Here is a 21306-nt window from a genome sequence, read left to right as displayed (position 1 = left end):
TTGAAAGCGGAACAGATGTTTATGTCGGTAATGGTTATGGCTTCTCGTCTGATGGAATGAATTTAATAAAAAACAGATTTGAAAATTTGGGAATGAATATAAATATAAGAGATAATATTGATGGAAAAGAAATAAATTCTTCAAATAATTTTTTAAGAGCAATAAAAGGTAGTAAAAAGCAATATTCCGATAAATCAAAAAAAACTATGTATGTGTTTAACGGACATTCAAACGGAGGTGTTCTTTATTTCGTTACCGGAGGAGAAAAAAATAAAAATAAAGAAGATATGGATTTTGTTACGGTAAAACAGACAGCAGAAGCTATAATTGAAGCTAAAAATAACGGTGCCGTTATGAATAATATGATAATAAATTTAGCTTCTTGTGTTTCATTCGGCTTTGCGGAAAGACTTATTAATGCAATAATAAATCAAAGAATACGGGAATTAAGAGCGGAAGGGAAAAATCGTGAAGAAATAAATAAAATAATAGAAACTGAATTAAAAGAAGGAATTTTGATTCCAATAATAATCACTTCTACAAATAAAGATTATAAATACAGTTCAGGTGTTAGTTTTAGAAAAGATAATAATATTTATGATATATCTACTTTTGAATATGCAACTATATACTATATGGATAACAACAAAGATGAAATTCAAAATAATGGTGCTTTTTCCATCAAAAATTTATTGCTATCCTGGAAAAAATATAAATATTCTACACCATCTATTATTGTCTATGATTACGAATTTTATCAAAAAAAGCAAAAGTTAGATAACAAATTTAGAAAAGAATTAGGAATAACATCTCTTGAACAAGAAGAACAAATTGATTTTGATAACTTTGTAAAATTTTCCCTTTCAATTTTTTCTCCGTTAAAAAACACGAAGATAGGTTCTGTATTAAATAAATATGCACCGGTATGGGAAGAAATGGTATTTAGAACAATTCCTATGGCAGTATCACCTACATTTTTTTCTATTATGCAAGTGTTGTTTTTATTTTCACACACTATAGTAAAGTGGATAACGATATCAAAAGATGCGGGGAATTGGAGTTTAAAAACATTAGGTAAGTTTGCAAAAGAAGATTTAAAAAATTTAGGTTTCCCTTCTTTATTAGTAACAATTTCATACATAATACCTTTCACAATTTTATCAATAACTTTTCCTTTCTTATCACCTTTGGCATTAGTAGTAATTCCTTCATTGATTTCAATACTTTTTCACTATATTTGGAATAAAAAAGGTACACCAATAATTAATAACTTAAATAAATTGATAGATTTAAACTTAGAGTATAAACCATTGGAAATAATTAACATTGAAAGTTCCAATAGACAGATATTGAGAAACTTCTTTAATAATGTTGCAGATTATAGAAAAGAAAAATTTAAAATGAATAAAAATATGGAAGAAAGCAGTATTATTCCTGCAGAAAAAATGGATGAGTATATTGATGTTTTAGATTTTAATTTTCAATATGAAAATATGAGTTTAAAAGAAGCTATAAGAATTTTAATGGATAATGATGAAGAGAGGTTAGAACTTGCCAAGGATTTATTAATTAATTTCGTTTTTGGAAATTTAATCAATATTTCAGGTTTTACTGGGACATATAAAAATAATGAAAGCATATTTTTCTATAATAATGATATTTCTGGTGAAGATATGTCTTTTTTCAGATATTCATATCCATATCAATACAATACAGCATTAAATTCTGATTATAAGAAAGAACTGTATATTAAACTATATGATGAAATGCTAAGAGATTTGATTGATATTAAAAGTAATAGTGATAGGGACGAAGATGGATATTTGTATTTTTCAAAAAAAGAATTAGCTTTAGCTGTATCACAACTTAACATAGATATAGCCAGAGAATACACAGGTGAAGAATTTAATGAAATCAGGTTTAATATTATTTCAGAATTGGTGTTGAATAGAGAAAGAATGTTAAAAGTTTTATCAAAATATTATGCGGTTTATTGTTGGGAAAACAAATATGGCAATAGAGAACAAATTACAATTCATGTTGAAAATGATAAAGAGTTAAAGTTAAGTCGTAAAAATTTTGTTCATATATGTGATGCACACTGCCCCATAACAGCTAACTTGGAATATTCCGAAAATATGTTTAATCTTTATGCTCCAAATATTTCTTTAAAACATTCTATAAGAATTGATAAGATAGAAGATAATATGATTGAGGTGTATAGAGAAGGTACTGAAGAAGAAAATGATGGAAAAAAAGTATTTAAAAAAGAAATAGAAGGTGAATTATATGTGTTAGTTTTAAAAGATAATGGTTTTGTTGACACATTTTATATACAGGATGCAAGACATGATGTAGAAGATAGTTATATAAGAAAAAATGTACAACTTTCTATTTTTTCTTCGTTGCAAAATACAAAAATAGGTGGGATGTTAAATAAATATGCACATATATGGGAAAATATATTTTTTGTTGCACCTACAATATTATCGGGATTGTTGTTCGGTTCGTTACTTACTGTTTCCGGTATTGCATTGTTTGCGGCATTTGTTGCATTGTTTTTATTTTCACACACTATAGTAAGGTGGCTTACTGATAAAGATGCAGCAGGGAATAGAAAAAGTTTTAAAGATTTTGCAAAACAAGACATAAAAGATTTAAGCATTCCCGCATTAATATTAACAGCATCATATATAATACCTTTTGCAGCAGTATCAATGGTTTTACCGTTAGTTCCTGTAGCATTAATATCAACAATTTTACCGATAGTTCCGTTTGCAGCACCCGTATTAACAACATTAATACCGATGCTATTATCAACAATAACCGCAACTGATTTCCATAAGCATTGGAATGAAGACGAAAAATTTGCTGAAAATATCACAAATATCGTAAACAACATAAAAAGCAAAATTCCTTTAATAAACAAATTACCTGATTTAGAATATCGTAGTCTAAGTATTTTTGATGTCGGTAATAAAAATATTAATGATAAATTATCAATGGAAGAACTTTTAGAAGAAATTTCGGATGGAAGATTTTTTTATGTGGAGTATTTGAATGAATATTTAACTGAAACCGGAAAAAATGAAAAAGATAAATATATTGAACTGACCAAAGATATTGATATGCCGACAAGTGTTGAAAAATGGTTTTTGGAAAAAATAATAACAACAAATTTTATATCGGAAAATTTCGATTTATTAGTTTTAGTTGCCGATAAAATAAAATATTTTAAAGAAAATCTTGCATACAAAGATTATGAAGAACAAAGTTATAAATTATTAAAAATATTTGATGAACGAATAGATAAGAAAGAATTTTTATTTGAATTTAAAGATTTGATTGAATATATATTAAAAAATGTAAATATAGTTGAAGAAATAGATGAGAATATATCGGTTTTAAATAACAATTATGATTTTATAAAAGACAATTTTAAATTAGTAAATAATTTATACGAAAATGCAAAAATTTCTTCTTTTGACTCAAAACATATAAAGAGGTTTATTGAAGGATTAAATTTTTTATATGAACATGATAATGAATATTTTTCGGATATTAGTGATGAAAATCTTGTTTTTGCATTTAATATATACAAAGATTGTTTCCGTTATTCCGTTGATAAAATCGACAACACTGCTAACTATATGTTTATAGATTTTATTTTAGATTTGGGGAAAACAAGTGACGGTAAATCTTTTATTAATGATAATAAAGAATTGCTATTTGATATTAGTGGTAAATTTGGAATATTGGCTGTTCCAGTTTTAAATTTGTTGATTGAAAATAAAGATATTCTTTCCAAAAAAAATATTAAAGATGTTAAAAACTTGTGTGATGAAGAACAATTAACAGACGATCTTATTAGTTTGTTTACAATAAAATATAATGAAAATCCGGCAAAATTTCCGTATAATGCTTTGTTCTATTTGGCTTTAAATAAAAATGTAGGTCAGTTTATAATTAATTTAGATGATAATGCTAAAACAAACGATAATTATTACGAGTTAATAACAAAAGGAAATATGAGAGACATTCATTATAGAATTTCTCGTCCGTATCAAAGTGACAGTTCATTTGAGTATATGATAGAGAATAATAAAATAATAAAGAATAAACAAATGACAGACCTTTATAATAAAAATAAAAAGTTTGCCGAATTAATAGATTCTTATGATGAAAATAATCCGTCTTTTGATGAAATAAAAAATTTGTTGATAAAAGCAAATATTGTAGAAAAAAGATATTTCAGTGAATCCGATGTAAGAAAAGTAGTTAAATATGTTAAGCAAGATATTTTGTATGCTAAACTGTATAATATTATAAATAAAATTTATAACGAAGATGAAGAATTTATTGAATTTGTAAATTCTTATAATATTAATGAAATTTTTAAACTCTTAGATAAAAAAGGAATAAAGTATGAAAAAAATACAGTTCAAAATATTGTAAAAGACATAAAAAATAAAAACATGTATAAAAGAGTTAACGATATTTATGATAATGAAAAAAGATTTGCCGATATGGTTAATTCTTATGATGGTTCTGAAGTATCATTTGAAAATATATGTTCTTTCCTAAATAATGAATATGGTATAACGGATAAAGATACTGTTAAAAATATTATAAGAGATATAAAAATTAATAAATTATTGCTTAAGATAGATTATTTTGATTTCAGCATAAATGATCATTGTATTTCATTTGATATTTTACTTAATAATTGCAAAATGGGCAGAATAACACAAGAACAAAAAAAAGAGTTTATTAACAAATCATCAAAACTTGTTTTTGAATATTATAATGAAGAAAAAGAAGGAACGGTAATTCACGATAAAAATAACAATAAAACATATCCTTTTGATGATTTTGATAAGGTTGAAATTAAAAGTGATAATTATCTTAAGAACAAAAGAAATAATTTAACTAAATTATATAACAATAAAGAATTGTTTAAAGAATTGTTTACATCCGAACAATCCGAACAAAGAAAAGATATCTTTAAAAATGAAATAAAGGCAGAACAAAAATTGGGTATGAAAAATGACGATAGCGATATGTTGGAAATAAAGGATTTTGACAGATTGCCGAATGTGTTCAGACAAATGTTTTTGGACGGTTCAATAAAATCAATTGCAAATTTAAAAGAATATATAAGACCTGCCTTTGATGGAGATATAAATGAGTTTGTTCAAAAAAATCCGCAATACTTGAGAGATTTAACTGTTGCAGAAAAACGAAATATTAACGGCAAGACAGAAGTAAACAGTATATGGAAAAAGTTTAAGGGCAATTATGATAACGGTGAATATAAAAATGTCGATGATATATTTGAAAGTTGGACAGGTTTTTCTGTAAGCCAAATAAAAGAAAATGAAAACAAAGATATAACAATAAATGGCAGAAAATATAAAAGAGGACAAATATTTAATGTTTATAGAGACGATATATTACTGGCAATTGTAACGGTTTTAAAAAATAATAATGAAAGCGGATATAAAGAAGATTTTAAAATTTTAAATAAAAATAATTATGATTTTCAATGTTCTTTATTAAAAGACGGTCCTTGCATAATGACTTATACACAAGCATTAAATGCCGGTTATATTACCGGAGATTGTACCGGCAGATTGGCAAATGGTCAAAATAATGAAAATTATAGAAATAACAGATTATTTTTGGATAATTTTTTTGTGGTTGGCTATTTTAAAGAAGGTAAATTAATTCAGAAATATATGTGCCATTTTGATGAAGACAGTATGCATATTATGTCTATGGAAGATATTCCGGGTTTTAGACCTAATAAAACAAATGAAAGTGACGGTGATAAAAACGACGGAGGTGAATACGGTAATATAGATTTTGAAGGACAATATTTCTTTGAGAGTTTGGAGTATATTTCTCAAATTATAACAAAAATAAATAAAGATGATAAAAATTATAAAAATTTTGAAATTAATCATGTGTATATTGATACTGACAGTTCAAATACTCAATTTTTTAAAGATATTATACCTTTTACAATTTTTACAAACATAAAAGATATGATGTTGAAAACAGGTAACAAAGAATTGACCGATAAAATAGAAATAGAATATGATAAATATCATAATGAGTTAGAAATTTATAAAAAAGAAGCCGAATTATCCGATGCAGAAGTTAGAGAATTATCTAAAATATTAAAAAATATCAAAGGAGTATCATATCAAGAAGTAGATGGAAATTTAATAGTAAAAGTAAAAACTTCCGATAAAGATAATTTATTAGCACAAGGTAACTTAGATAGTTTATATGAAATAGATATGGATGAGTCAAAATTACATGCTAAAGTAGAAGAATATGAAATCAAAGGTAATAAACTTAAAATTTTAAGAACATTGACGGGGCATAAATATAATGATTCTATAATTGATAAATTCGAGATAGAACAATCTATTTTAAGGGAAGGAATAGTAGAAGACACAAAAGGAACTTTTGATAATGAATTACCATTAAATAATGATGGCAAAATTGTATTAAACAATGAAAAATTAATTCATAATTTTGCATATAATTTAGTTGATATGGTCGAACTTTTAAATCTTCCGGTTTATGCATTAACCGGTGGACAAGAAGGATTTATTTTAGAAATAGGACAAAATAAATTTTTAAAAGTCGAAAAAAATGTAGATAGTTATAATACCATAAGTAACAGATATACTACAGAAACAGGTGAAGATGAAGAGAATATGTATGAAGATATAAAGCAAATAATAAATGAAAAAAATAAAAATGGAAAATATATTTGGGATTTTATTTTAAATGGGCAAATAAAACAATACAATAAAAGAGAAAAAGAAAATATAAAATTACCGGAAGATTATAATGATAATAGAAATAAATATATAAAACAATATAAAAATAATGCCGGTAAAAAATTTATAGGAGTAAAAGTAAAAACTGAAAATAAAGAAGAAAAAATTTTATATTTTGAAATAATTGAGAGTAAAAAAACAAAATGGGTAGAATTGAAAACGGAAATACAAAATGATGAAATAAAAAAAGATACTAAAGGTAATAATGTAACTATAAATATTAAAGAACAAATAAAAAATATAAAATCCCAAGGTTATAATTTAGAAGAACAGTTGGAGGATGAATTAAAAAAAGAAACAATAATTGTTGAATTACCTTCAGAAAAAGTTACCGATATATCAATATCATCGGAAGAATATCAGGCATCTTTTATAGGGAAAGCATTATTTAGTAATATCCCCGGTGTAAATTTAATTACACAAGCAATTAATCGCAGATATTATACTGCTAAAGGTGATATTGTTTTTAATGATAATTGGAATATTAATGACCAAATAGATTTCATAAATAAAACAGGAGAAATTAACAAAGATAATACTTTAGAGTATCCTAATTTAAATGCCGGTAGCGAACAAAGAAATAGCTATAGAAATGAAGAAGAAAAGTTGTTAAATGAATTTATTGATAACGGAGTTACTTCTGAAAAATTTAGTAACGGAGAATACAAAGGTTCTAATAATTATGCTTATATTTACTATTTATACAGAGAAAAGAAAACGGAATTACTTAAAAATTATTTAAAAAACACAAATAATAAAATAGAACACAGATTATATGCTTTAATGTATTTAAAAATATTAGGTGAAAATACAGATAAAAAAGTTGAAGATGAAATAAAAGAAGAATATAACGAAAAGATAAAAACAAAAGGTTACAGAAACAATATAAAAAATAATTTTGATTTAAAAGCACATATTGCCGGAATAATGTTAATTTTGGAAGAAGATTTTACCGAATTGGCAAATATTGCCGGTAAATCGGAAGAAAAAGCTCAAATTTTACAAGGCATGTATGAAAAAATACCTAATGCTATATTTTTAGGGAGATTACCTACAATTTATTTGATAAAAAGGGCATATTCCGATTTAGCTTTCTCAGTAGACTTTGAAGATGATTTGAATGATACTGTTATACATGAATTAATGCATATTTTTGTTAAAAAAGCCGGTTTTGAAAATGAAAATGAAATAGGGCTTTCTTTAAATGAGTTATTTGCTTATATTGCTTCAAAAGAATATTCATTAAATGAAGAAGATAAAAAAGATGAAAAGAAAACGGATAATTTTTCATTTATTCCTTTTAATGAAGAACACAATTTTTCGGAAATGTTTATGGAAGTGATGGATATAATAGGTGAACCTTTTACCGGAAAAAAATTGTCGGAGATAATTGTTAAATTAATGATTTCAAAAGAATTTAGCGGTTTTAGAAATACATTTGACGGATTATCTCAATTAGAATTACGAAACAAAATTTTTGATATTTATCTTGAAGGTAAAGATGAAAATTTTATTAAAGATTTTGAAAAAAAAGTAAATGAATCGGATTTCGGTTGTCAGTCCGTTTTGTATAATGCTTTAAAATATTTTGAAGAAAAATATCCAAATGAATGTTTACAAATGATATCTGCAATAAAAGATGAAATAACGGATGAAAATGGAAATGTGAAAAAATCATATAGAGTTAATAAATCGTATAAAGGAATATATTCCGACGAAATAGAACAGAGAGTAAAAGACGGTGATGCTAATACAATACTTTATCATATAATTTTAGCAGGCGAACAACCTAATGAAACAATATTAAAGATTATTCATGATAAATTGCCTGCAACAGAAACAGATTTGAAAAATCTTTTCGAAGATGAAAAATTAAGTAAAATTCAAAATAAAGAAGATTTAGAAAATATTATTGAGAATGAAAATTTAAGAAAATATTTAAACAATAAAACTTATGAAAGTAAGTTATTGCAACAAAATCCGCAAGATTATATTCCTGCAGAATATAAAGGAAAAGGTTATCCTATTGATAATTTAATTAAAAGAATTGAAACACATTATAGTGAAGGAAGTTATCATGAACAACTGATAAACGAACAGTTAGAATTATTGGGGAAATTTTTAATAGGTATAAATGAAAATGAACAATATAAAAATAAAATAATAACTCTTTTTGAAAAACTTGGTGAAAAAGGTCTTGATAGGGAAGGAATAGATACTAACAATAACTGTTTAGCATTAAAAATATTTTTAAATGATGATTATAATATAATTTTTGAAAATTCTTATTTTAAAAAGAAATTAAATGAGCTAAATAAAAATACCGGTATAAATTATGATGTTATAAAATATACCATAGCTGTTGAATTGGCTAAATTTATGAAAGATATTTTAGAAATAGAAGAAAAGAACTTGAACGATATGGATATATCTGATGAAAAAATAAAGTTTACTTCTAATATGTTTTTTAATGATGAATATATGATAAACAACTACTTAGAAAGATTAGTGTTGACTCATGAACAATTAAGTTTTGTAGGTGTACTGCCTTATTCTTTTCTTGATGAAAAAGGTGAAACAATTTATGACAATAGCAGGTTACATAATAACGATAAGTTAACTAAAAATTATAAACAAGCGGGAATATCGTTTGATGATTCGTATAAGCTTATAAGCTACAAGGATGATTTTAATAATTTTTTTAACGAAAAAGATATAAAAGATATTTTATCAGAATTTGAAATTAAAATATTCGGAATACCTATAAATGATTTTGAAACTATAGTTATTGAAGAAAAACTTAAAATTATTACAAAGTCCGATAATATTATTAATGCGACACAAAATATAATAAATAAATTATTAGAAAGGCTGGCTAATCCTGCATGGAATTCAAAAAAATTATATGAGAATATAGAAAAAAGATGTAAAAATGAGTATGGAAGTATTTTTGATAGTAAAAGTTTCAATGAAATAACAAAAAATAATAAAGTTTTATTTGAAGAAAATGGAAAAAGTTTAGTTGAAGAAACAAAAGAACCTTTAAGAAAGAAGATAGAAGAAACAAAAGAAAATATTATTAAACAAAATGAAAATAAACTTCTTTTAAGAAAGATAGACTTTTTGCCTAAAGAAAAACAAGAGAAAATAGAAAAGTTATTAATTTTTATAGATAACCGTATTTCTGAAGCTGATAATGTTTTACAATATGAATCTGATATTTTTTTACAAGATAAACAAAAGTTAAATATGGCTAAATATAATTTAATAAATTCAATATATATTAGGGGTCAATTTGAAAACAGTTATATTAACTCGGATAGAACAAAATATTGGTTGTTTTCGGGACACGGAATTTTTTATGATGATAAATTTGGAATATTAAATTCGGATATAAAATCTTTTGTAACAATTTTAAATGAATTTAATAATAAATATACGAATAAAAATGAGAAATATAAAAAAGAAATAAATTCTTTAAATGAAATAATAACTGAATTGCTATATTTAAGTCCTGATGAGATTGCTGAAATTATTAAAAAAACGGTAGAAAAAAATATTGATAATTTGGATAAAATTAATTTGAAAAATGAATTTCTTCATTTTAGTTGTTGTTTTGGCTCTTTTATAGAAGAAAATACTTTAAAAACAGTAACTTTAAAACTTAAAGAACTTGGTTTAAGTGAAGAACAATTAGATAAAATTGGTTTGCCTTTTGCAATGAGTGAATCTTCTTACGGGGATATCGTAGCTAAAGATACTATTCCGCTTAATGATTCTTTTGATAAATATATATCAACCAATAAAGGACTTACGTATTTTGATTTATTGATTATATCCTCACTAACAAAACGTTCCGGTTTGGAATTTTTTAATTATATTCCTTTTTCTCAAAAAAATAAATTAAAACAACAATATAGAGGAGAATATTTAAAAGACAAATTAAGAAATGATAATGCGGATATGGACGATGTTAAAGAGATGATAAATATTGGATTGGAAACAGATGTGTTTGATATTATTCTTTTAAGAAGTGAAGAGTTTCGTTATTATGATGATTTTATTTCCGAGTATTTTAGATTTATGTTAGATAATAATAAAACATTTTTTGAAAATATTTCATTATTGGGAATCGTTAAATTGTTGAATTTGTTTAATGAAGAACATCGAAACATATTAAAAGATATAATAACAATACAGATTAAATTTGATTATAAAAATGTCCCTGAAACTTTTGAAGGTACTAATGTTGAAGATGAAATAAATGAACAATATAATAAATATTTGAATGCCTATTATTTGGATTTTACCGATAAAGATAACTTTTTAATATCTATTGAAGAAGAAAAAAGTAATATTTTTGAAAATACTAATATAGATCTGAACGATGATGATAATATAGATAGAAACGAAAACATAAGTATAAAAACAAACAGGAAAAAAATTTCAGTAGAAGAATTTTTTGGTTTGTTCGAAAATAGAATTATATTGCCTGTTGAAGCTGTCAATGAAATGAAAAATAAAGATGGTAATAAAGTTCTTTCTCTTGGAAGATCTGAATATAGAATAAAATCGGATAACAGATATTCTTCAAAAGTAAGAATGTTGGATGCTATATGTAAAAATATTTCTAAACAATGGTATGAATATTATAGAGATGGAGATAATGATATATTGGAAGAAGGTAAAGACGGAACGATAAAAGCAAAACCTTATGAATTAATGAAACAGATTAATAAGGATATAAATTCCGGTAAAATAACAAATGTTTATTTCTTCTTGCATAAAAACATGGATAAAGAAAGAGATGAAAATGAATCTTCATTTACTTTTGATGAAATAAAAGTTCTTCTTAAAATGAAATATTCAGACAATGAGGAATATAATAATATAGCAGACAATATTATAAATCATACTACTCTTGTTGTAGGAACTCAAACTTTATTAAACGGTATATTGAAAATATTAAGACAACATGAGTCAAAAATGGATATTAGTAATGTTCGTATATTTGCTAATTTAATGGACAATCTTTTAATGAATGCTAATATTAACAAAGCGGCAATTCTTCCCGGAAATGAAGATTATGTGAATAAATCGATTTCCGACGGAAAAAGTTCATTAAGAATATTGTTAGGAATAGCTTGGAAGGAATTTTTAAATGTATATAATCCTAATTTTGCAAAAAAGCACGAAGAAAAAGGTGCTGCATCTCAACAAACCGCAATGATATTAACAATAACATCTTGTTTAATACCGGTAATAGTAGGGATTGTCGGCTTATTATTGCCTGCAATACCGTTAACAACGGTTTTAATAGCATTTATAACTTCAATATTTGCATCAAATATAGGATTGCATGTAATACTTGATTTTAAAGCAATAAAAACAAGAAAAGAATTGTTTAATACAATATCAAATAATATAGCAATAGAATTGGAAATGAAAGAAATAGTTGCACAAGAAAAAAATGAAAAGGAAATAGTTTTGCCGATATATGTAATGTCTAAAGGTTTGGAAGGATTAGGATATGATAATTTAAGAAATACGGGTTTGAAAACGGAAAAAGGTGAAAGTGTATTTGCGGTTGAAAAAGCCGGAGCAATAATACTTGGAACAAGAAGCGGAGCAAGTGCAAAAGATGTTGCCCAAGTATTGAACGAAAGTAAAGTATTGGAAGATTTGATAAAGGATAAAATCGGTAAAAATATAAAAGTGAAATCGGATATTGTAGTAGAGGATAATAATTATATACAAGAGAAACAGAAAGAAAAAGATTTTGAAAACAGTAATATAATTTTTGAAGACGGTATAATGATAGTTAATAAAATAAACGGACAAACACAAACTGAAATAATTAACGAATTTAAAACATTATCTTCCATAAAACAAACAATAGGGTATACATTAGCGGATAAGATGATAATATCATTGGAAAGTATTGAAGATAAAGTATCGTTAATACAATCTTTAAATAACGGAAAAGCAAGGAAAGTAATAACGGAAGAACAAATGAATGATTTAGGTTTAAGTAAAGCCGAATTATTTAAATTAAGAGAAGAAGGAATAGAAGTATACATTAAAGAAGGAGATAAAATCAAAGAATTTGACACTAAAGAAGAAATAAAAGATATAGAAAAAGTTGATGGAAATATAACAATACAAGGATTACAAAATAAAATTGTTTCTTCGGAAAAATCATTGTTAATAGATATAGAAGATTTGAAAGGTATTTTAAAAAATAATCAAACATCCGATATTTTAGAAGTTTATGATATGTTTGAAACATTAATGGGAAATATAAAAACAACTTTCGGAATAGGACAATTAACCGAAAAAGACGTAGAAGAAATGGCATATAATGTTTCATTTGATAAAATACCTGTAAAATGGGAAAGTTTGGAACAAAACAATGAAATAATGATGATGTATAATTCCATATCAGAAGATAAAAAGAAAGTATTTAAAACAACAATAGAAGCAAGGATAGAAGCAAAAAAAGTAATAAAACAAGTAACGGTAGAAAATGTACAAATAGCACAAAATAATAAAAATAAAAATTTAGAAAAGTTATTGGTAAAGATGATAAATAAAGGAAATATTGATATAGATCAAGAACTATATCAAGAACAATTGAATGAATATGAAAAAATGACCGGAATTGAGTTAGAACAAGAATATAACAAAATAATAACTGATATTGATAATAATGTAACAAAACTGATAGTATTAATACCTATAATAATGGATGAAAAGAATAGTAAAGTAGAAAAACTATCTGATGAAAATGATTCAAGAGATTACAGGGCAATGCTTGCCGCTGCATAAAAATTTGCCGAGCAAATTTCGATTATAATGTTATTAGGTTATCGGGGTATAAGTTATTGTTGATGTTTATTGTTAGGATGTTTTAAAGTGCTTGGCGTTTTTATATTAAATTATATATAATAAAACATAATAAATTCGGAGCTTTCAAAATGTTAAAACAAACCTTTTTATACCCTCAGCATAAAAAATTAAATGCAAAATTTACGGAATTCGGCGGTTGGGATATGCCTGTTCAGTACACTTCCATTATTCAGGAACATAATGCAGTTAGAAATTCCGTTGGGATTTTTGATACATCGCATATGGGAACTTTTATTATTTCAGGTTCAAATGCCGGTAAATTTTTAGATTATGTTACAATTTCTGATATGGCAAATTTACCTTTGCACAAGGCAAGATATTCTATGTTGCTTAATGAAAACGGCGGTATAAAAGATGATATTATAGTTTATAAATTTGAAGACTATTATATGATGGTAGTAAATGCCGGTAATTTGGATAAAGATTTTAAATGGTTAAACGATAATAAAACTGATAATGTCGAAATAAAAAATATCAGTAAAGAAATTTCAATGATTGCAGTACAAGGTCCTAAAGCCGTTGAAATAATAAAACAACTTACCGATGAAGATATTTCTTCAATGAAATATTTTACGGCAAAAGATATTAAATTTAAAGGACAGCAGACAGCTTTTTCAAAAATTGCAAGAACGGGTTATACCGGCGAAGACGGTTTTGAAATTTTAATTTCAAACGGTTGTGCCGAATATATTTGGACAAAGTTGATTGAATCAGGTGCAACACCTTGCGGATTAGGTTGCAGGGACACACTTCGGCTTGAAGCATGTATGCCGTTACACGGGCATGAAATTACAGAAAACATAAATCCCATAGATGCGGGTTTTATAAAAACAATTTTTTGGGATAAAAATTTTATCGGAAAAACTGCAATAGAAAAATTTAAAGATAAACCTTTGAAAAAATCAATTGCAATTATTTGTAAAAACGGTATAGCACGTGCAGGTGATGAAGTTTATTGTGATGATAAAAAAGTAGGTTATGTTACAAGCGGTTCTTTTTCTCCTACATTAAAAAAAGCAATAGCAATGGCTTTGGTTGATTATAATACCGATATCAATTCAAAAATACAAGTAAAAGTTCATAATAATTTGAGGGAAGTTTTAGTAGTTCAAAAACCTTTTTATAAGAGGACGAAATTGTAATGAAAAAACTTTTTGCTTTATTTTTGTTGTTTATTTTTTCGGCTTTTTTATATGCTGAACAGTTGGTTGAAATATCAATAGAAGTAACAGAAATAAACAACAATAAAGCAAAAGAGTTTGGTATAAAATGGGTTGATGAAATATCTGCAGGAGAATTGTTTATCCAAGCCGAAGGTGCAAAATCAATTTATCCTTCCTTAGTAGATTTTAACGAATGGGTTCGTTACACTCCTTTAAGTGCAACATTAAAATTATTGCAGGAAAACGGTTCCGCACAAGTTTTATCAAATCCTAAACTTGTTACAAAGTCCGGTTCAAAAGCAAGGTTTTTGGTGGGAGGGGAATTTCCTATAGCCGTTTCCGGCGTTTCAGGCGGGAATGTTGAATGGAAGGAATACGGTATTATAACCGAAATTTTACCTAAAATTTTACCGGATAAAAAAATAGATATAACAATAGAAGCGGAACTTTCAAGGCTTGATTGGGCAAATGCCGTGCAGGGTTATCCGAATATTGCAAAAAGGCAGGCATATTCCAATGTGGTTTTAAAAAATCAACAAACAATAGTTATTGCCGGCTTAATAGAAAATTATAAAGATAAACAAACCTCGGGTGTTCCTTTATTGTCTGACATTCCTCTGCTTGGAACATTATTCAAAAAAACAACAACAAGAGAAAATAAAACAAATGTTTTAATTTTTGTAACACCAAAAATTATAGAACAATGAAAAAAATAAAAAAAATTATAAATTGCAGAGCTCAAGCAAGTGTTGAGTTTATTTTATTTGTTCTTCTTGTAACTTGTGTAAGTTTAGGTATGTTAAAAATTTTTGCACTTTCCTGGAAACATAAATTTGAATTTTTATCGTTATCAAAGGAAATATTAAATGCCATTTTTTAAAAAAGAAAAATCAATGTTTTTATCATTGCTACATACATCCGTGCCTCCATACTTCAATGCCTCAAAAAATGCGAAGCAATTTTGTTCCGGGCAAACTTTAATAGAAGGTTTAATAGTTTGTATGTTGGTTACCGCTTTGATGTTCGGTTTAATTCAAGTTTGTATACTTGTTGTAAACGATATGTTATATAATGAAGTAAGCTTTTCGGCAACAAGAGCAGTAACTGTTACAAAAGAAAAAGACATTCAAAATTTTTCAAAAAAAACGGTTAATAAATTACTTGTTGCATCGGGACTTGTTTCAGGTTTATTATTTTCCGATATTGAACAGGACGGGCGAGACAGTGATGATGAAAAAACAAAAACTACAAATTGGCAGGGAACAATTTTAGGTGAAAATATTATTGACCATTCAGGAACAAATATAAAAAAATATAATGTAAAAGTTAATTATAAAACAAGATTGATGTTTTATAAACTGTTCGGCGGAAATTTATTCAGACAACAGTCTGCACGGGCAAGAATGATAAAATCGCCGGATATACAATATTATGATAAGGCATATCCAAATGCAAAAAGTTTTTCAAATAAAAAACAATAAAGGGCAGGTTATTCCTTACTTTATAGTGTTGACGATGATACTGCTTATAAGTTGGGCGATGATGATAAATATTGCAAAACTTATAAGAGATAGAATGATATTACAAAATTCCGTAGATAATACGGTATTATCTGTTGCAACTTTGCAAGCAAGAACTTTAAATATTTTAGGTGCAACAAATTATTTGCTTGCAACAATTTTATCTGCGGCTTCAAATCCTAAAGTTGTAATGTTTCCGTCTTTATCCACGGATAAAATTGCAGGTTCCATGATACCCGGAATCTTTAGTGATTATAAATGTTTGGGTAAATCAAATTATTCTTTTTCATCAAGAACAGGTGTTCAAAATTTAAGAAAAGCAGTCAATGCAATACAAACAATTCAAAATGCCGCAGTAGCCGAACATTACATGAAATATTTACAAATATTAAAAGATATTCCCGCAAAGGATTGTTCTGTTATTGTTGTTCCTTCAAGGTTTGTAAATGATTTGAAAAATTTTAACATTCCAAATATTTCGGATCCTTCGGTTTTATTGGGACTTAAAAAAAATACAAAGGGCATTAATTATTATGAAACAAAAAATTATTGTATCGACTTAAAATCGAAACATTATCATATTGTGGATTCCGTTCCTTATGCAAAAGATAAGTATTCTTGGTATGTGCAGGATAAAAATTTTTATGACCAAAAATTTATTGCTTACGGAGTAAAATTGCCTTCGGCAAAAAGTAATAAAGGATATCCGTTATTTGCAAATTTAATAGGTATAAAGTGGCCGCCTATAACAGCTTATTCTGCAGCTGCCGTATACAATGTTGACGGTTATATGTTTCCCGAAAACGAAAATACAAAAACAGGCCTCGACCCGATAGTAGCCGTAGGAATGTTGCCGATAGTTGCAAAACAATTAAAAGTTTTTTGGGATTTTGCCGAACTTGTTGCAAAAATTCCAATAGTTGGTATCGCAGGTGCCGCCGCACTTGTTGCAAGCGGTGCATATTATGCTTACCAAACTTACAACAATATTTACGATGGTTTAACCGATGAAACAACACCGATAAGACAATATAAAAAATCCTATAACGGCGGTTGGGATGCACATTTGGTTCCGATTAAATAAAATATTTTTATAAAGATTATCCTACCTGTATTATTTTTGATATGTTTAAATGATTATTGTTTATAAAATTTTTAATTTCATTATTATTTGCGGATTTTAATTCAGGATCTTGTTGTATTATAACGGCTGCTTTTTCTTTGGCAAGTTCTATCAGCTTTAAATCTTTTATAATATTACCGGCTTTAAATTCCGGAAAGCCGTGTTGTTTTGTTCCGATAAAATCTCCGGGGCCTCTCATATCCAAATCATGTGAGGCAATTTTAAAACCGTCGTTTGTTTGTGTCATAACAGATAATCGTTGTTTTGCTTTTTTACTTTTTGAATCAGATACCAACATACAATAGGATTGTTTTTTGCTTCTTCCTACTCTTCCTCTAAGTTGGTGAAGTGTTGCAAGCCCGAATCTGTCGGCGTGTTCTATTACCATAACGGTTGCATCCGGAATGTCTATACCGACTTCTATAACGGTTGTTGATATTAAAATATCAAAATTTTTATTCTTAAATTTTGTCATTACCTCATTTTTTTCTTTCGGTTTCATTTTACCGTGTAAAAGTCCTACTTTAAAATTTTTAAAAACGGTTTTTGATAAGTTTTCGGCTTCGGTAACAGCCGATTTTAATTCTGTTTTATCGGATTCATCTACTAAAGGATAAACTATATATGCTTGGTTTTTCTTGCTGATTTCTGCCGAAACTTTTTTGTATGCTTCATTCTCCGTTACACAAGTTGTTTTTATCGGAATCCTTCCCGGCGGAAGTTGGTCTATAATACTTACATCTATCTCTCCGTATATTGTCATTGCCAAACCTCTCGGTATCGGAGTTGCCGTCATCATAAGTACATCAGGTGTGGCTCCTTTGGCAAGTGCCGAAACTTTTTGCATAACACCGAACCTGTGTTGTTCATCTATCACTACAAGACTTATGTTTTTAAATTTTACTCTGTCTTCCATAACCGAATGAGTTCCGATTATAATATTTGTTTTCCCGGTAGCTATTGAATTTAAAATTTCATCTTTTTGTTTAATTTTTTTTAATATTGAGGATGTAACCAAATCTATTTTTATATTTAAATTTTTTAATAAATTACCGAAAGTTAAAAAATGTTGTTCGGCTAAAATTTCCGTAGGTGCAATTATTGCTGCCTGATATCCGTTTTCTATAGCAAGTAATATGGCGCTTAATGCAACTACCGTTTTACCGGAACCTACATCACCCATTAACATTCTGTTCATAACTTCGGAACTTAACATATCGTTAAAAATTTCATTTATTGCTTTTTTTTGTGCTTTTGTAAAATCAAAAGTTAAGTTTTGTTTGAATACCGATAACAGAGTTTTTTTTATTTGATATTTTTGAGCTTTATAATTTGTTCCGTTTTTATTTTTAGCTATTAAAATCATAAGTTGTAATATAAAAAATTCCTGTAAGGCAAAAGTTTGTCTTGCAAGTTCATATTCTTGTTTGTTATTGGGAAAATGCAATTTGTAAATTGCTTCCGATACGGGCATTATGTTTTGCGGAACTATATCCGGATAATATTTTGCAAATTCCGTTACTACAGGCAACATTAAATTCAATAAAAATTTCTGATTTATTCCCGAAGTTAAATTGTATACCGGCAGCAGTCTTTTAAAAAACAAAGGTTTTATTTGCGGATTATCAATAATTTCAAAGTCTTCAACGGAGAATTTAAAAATTCCGTTTTGGATACCGTAAAGATAAACATATTTTCCAACGGATAAATTATTTCTTAAATTTTCAAAAATATCATATTTTGAATATGGTGAAATTTTTCTAAAAAATTCTCCGGTAACGGTTCCGGTATTATCCGATACATCAATACAAAATACAGCTAAATTTTTTGATAATTTTTTTGTGTAAGCGTTTGTTATTTTGCCAAAAATACATTTGTGCCCGGAAAATTGTGAAGAAAGTATCGGTAAAATAATATTTCTGTCCTGATGGGCTCGCGGGAAAAAAGTCAGTAAATCCGCAATGTTTTTAATATTTAACTTATTAAGTGCTTTCGCTCTTTTTGGACCGATACCTTTCAAAAATTGTATGTTTTCATATAAATTCATTTTCTAATTATACAATATTTTTGTATTTTTGTCTTTGAACAAAAATATTAGTAAAAAATTGACAAAAACAGCAAATTTTAGATATAATAAAAAGATATTTATGATAAAGGTAAGTGTTTGTAATCATCTCTTAATATTCTTTTTTCAAAACCTTTTTGAATTTCGATGGTGTTAAGTTTGCTTTTAATATTGGAACACTTTTAAAAAATTCAAAAAAGGAGTTTTATTTATGTCTTTAAAAAATAAAAAAATAATTTTAAGTGAGCAGGATATACCGAAACAATGGTATAACATTCAGGCGGATTTGCCTGCACCTTTGGAACCTGCGTTTAATTCAAGAACCGGTAAAATTGCAACCAAAGATGATTTGTGTCAAATTTTTCCGGAAGAAATCGTTGAACAGGAAGTAAGCAGAGAAAGATGGATAGACATTCCGGAAGAAGTTAGGGATATTTATAAAATATGGAGACCTTCACCTTTAATAAGGGCAACAAATCTTGAAAAATTTCTTGATACTCCCGCAAAAATATATTTCAAAAATGAAGGTGTAAGCCCGTCGGGAAGCCATAAATCAAATTCTGCCGTAGCACAAGTATATTATAATAAAAAAGCAGGTACAAAAAGAATTGCAACCGAAACGGGTGCAGGTCAATGGGGGTCCGCACTTGCTATGGCTTGTAAAATGTTCGGTATAGAATGTGTGGTATATATGGTAAAAGTTTCTTTTCAACAGAAACCTTACAGAAAATCGCTTATGCAGGTTTACGGTGCAAATGTTTATGCAAGCCCTTCAACACAAACAGAAGCCGGAAGAAAAATTTTGGAAAAAGATCCTGACTGTAGCGGCTCATTAGGCATAGCGATATCGGAAGCCATTGAAGATGTTATAACTCATGAAAATGCAAAATATTCGTTAGGCAGTGTTTTAAACCATGTTGCAATGCATCAAACGGTTATAGGATTGGAAGCAAAAAAACAAATGGAAATAGCAGGAGATTATCCGGATATAGTAATAGCATGTTTGGGCGGCGGTTCAAATTTTTCCGGTATGGCATTTCCTTTTATAATGGATAAAATAAACGGAACACATAAAAATTTAAGGGCAATAGCCGCCGAACCTTCGGCATGTCCTAAACTTTCTAAAGGTGTTTATGCTTACGATTACGGTGATTTATCAGGTTTTACACCTGCATTTAAAATGTATACTTTGGGACATACATTTATGCCAAGTGCAATACATGCAGGCGGGTTAAGGTATCATGGAGCATCACCTTTGGTATCTGCAATTGTTAAAGAAAAACTTGCAGAATCGGTAGTTGTTAAACAAAGAGAAGTTTTTGAAGCTGCGGTAACTTTTGCAAGGTGTGAAGGAATACTTCCTGCACCGGAATCTTCACATGCAATAAAAGTTGCAATTGATGAAGCATTAAAAGCAAAAGAAGAAGGAAAAGCTAAAACTATATTATTCAATTTGTCCGGTCACGGGCATTTTGATTTGACTGCTTACGAACAATATTTATCGGGACAAATACAGGATTGTGACTATTCCGAAGAAGAAGTTCAAAAAGCATTAAAAGATTTACCAAAAGTAAACATTTAACAGAGGTTATAAATTTATAAGTTTATAGGGTTATGAGTTAAGTAGCAACTAAAAAGTAACTTATAACCTTATAACCCAAAAACCGAT

8 protein-coding genes are annotated in these 21306 nt (G+C 27.3%); 7 read left to right on the top strand and 1 reads right to left on the bottom strand.

Annotated elements, in window-relative coordinates; genetic code table 11:
• Positions 1–56: 56 nt before the first annotated feature.
• The 6 genes from ACMUOV_RS04660 (at position 57) to ACMUOV_RS04635 (ending at position 17533) form a co-directional block, all read left to right on the top strand.
• Positions 57–13685 carry a hypothetical protein gene (locus tag ACMUOV_RS04660; RefSeq protein ID WP_413853947.1) on the top strand — a complete coding sequence of 4543 codons (13629 nt, stop codon included), beginning with the start codon at positions 57–59 and terminating at the stop codon, positions 13683–13685.
• A 149-nt stretch (positions 13686–13834) separates the two neighbouring features.
• Positions 13835–14908: a glycine cleavage system aminomethyltransferase GcvT gene (gene gcvT / locus ACMUOV_RS04655; RefSeq protein ID WP_413853946.1), complete on the top strand. Its 1074-nt coding sequence runs from the start codon at positions 13835–13837 to the stop codon at positions 14906–14908.
• Positions 14908–15636, top strand: coding sequence for a hypothetical protein (locus tag ACMUOV_RS04650; RefSeq protein WP_413853945.1), 729 nt, complete (start codon positions 14908–14910; stop codon positions 15634–15636). The genes gcvT and ACMUOV_RS04650 overlap by 1 nt, the downstream gene beginning before the upstream one ends.
• Positions 15633–15809: a hypothetical protein gene (locus ACMUOV_RS04645; RefSeq protein WP_413853944.1), complete on the top strand. Its 177-nt coding sequence runs from the start codon at positions 15633–15635 to the stop codon at positions 15807–15809. Before ACMUOV_RS04650 ends, ACMUOV_RS04645 begins: the two co-directional genes overlap by 4 nt.
• A complete protein-coding gene (locus ACMUOV_RS04640) occupies positions 15796–16410 on the top strand; it encodes a hypothetical protein (RefSeq protein WP_413853943.1) in 615 nt (204 codons plus the stop codon). The genes ACMUOV_RS04645 and ACMUOV_RS04640 overlap by 14 nt, the downstream gene beginning before the upstream one ends.
• The gene (locus ACMUOV_RS04635; RefSeq protein WP_413853942.1) at positions 16379–17533 is read left to right on the top strand and encodes a hypothetical protein; all 1155 of its coding nucleotides are present in this window, start codon (positions 16379–16381) and stop codon (positions 17531–17533) included. Before ACMUOV_RS04640 ends, ACMUOV_RS04635 begins: the two co-directional genes overlap by 32 nt.
• A 16-nt stretch (positions 17534–17549) precedes the next feature.
• Here the strand turns inward: ACMUOV_RS04635 and recG are convergent, their stop codons facing one another.
• Entirely contained in the window at positions 17550–19619 is a 2070-nt protein-coding gene (gene recG / locus ACMUOV_RS04630; protein WP_413853941.1) for an ATP-dependent DNA helicase RecG, read from the bottom strand.
• A 229-nt stretch (positions 19620–19848) separates the two neighbouring features.
• Here recG and ACMUOV_RS04625 point away from each other — a divergent pair, with 229 nt between their 5' ends.
• Entirely contained in the window at positions 19849–21219 is a 1371-nt protein-coding gene (locus tag ACMUOV_RS04625) for a TrpB-like pyridoxal phosphate-dependent enzyme (RefSeq protein WP_413853940.1), read from the top strand.
• Positions 21220–21306 lie beyond the last annotated feature (87 nt).

Source organism: Candidatus Ruminimicrobium bovinum (assembly GCF_902760015.1).
GTDB lineage: Bacteria > Elusimicrobiota > Endomicrobiia > Endomicrobiales > Endomicrobiaceae > Ruminimicrobium > Ruminimicrobium bovinum.
Note: the sequence above shows the minus strand (reverse complement) of the source record. Positions and strands in the feature narration are given on the sequence as shown.

Coding starts and splice junctions, on each gene's coding strand:
- ACMUOV_RS04650 (WP_413853945.1), top strand. CDS start 14,908: ATGAAAAAACTTTTTGCTTTATTTTTGTTGTTTATTTTTTCGGCTTTT.
- recG (WP_413853941.1), bottom strand. CDS start 19,619: ATGAATTTATATGAAAACATACAATTTTTGAAAGGTATCGGTCCAAAA.
- ACMUOV_RS04660 (WP_413853947.1), top strand. CDS start 57: ATGAATTTAATAAAAAACAGATTTGAAAATTTGGGAATGAATATAAAT.
- gcvT (WP_413853946.1), top strand. CDS start 13,835: ATGTTAAAACAAACCTTTTTATACCCTCAGCATAAAAAATTAAATGCA.
- ACMUOV_RS04645 (WP_413853944.1), top strand. CDS start 15,633: ATGAAAAAAATAAAAAAAATTATAAATTGCAGAGCTCAAGCAAGTGTT.
- ACMUOV_RS04635 (WP_413853942.1), top strand. CDS start 16,379: ATGCAAAAAGTTTTTCAAATAAAAAACAATAAAGGGCAGGTTATTCCT.
- ACMUOV_RS04625 (WP_413853940.1), top strand. CDS start 19,849: ATGTCTTTAAAAAATAAAAAAATAATTTTAAGTGAGCAGGATATACCG.
- ACMUOV_RS04640 (WP_413853943.1), top strand. CDS start 15,796: ATGCCATTTTTTAAAAAAGAAAAATCAATGTTTTTATCATTGCTACAT.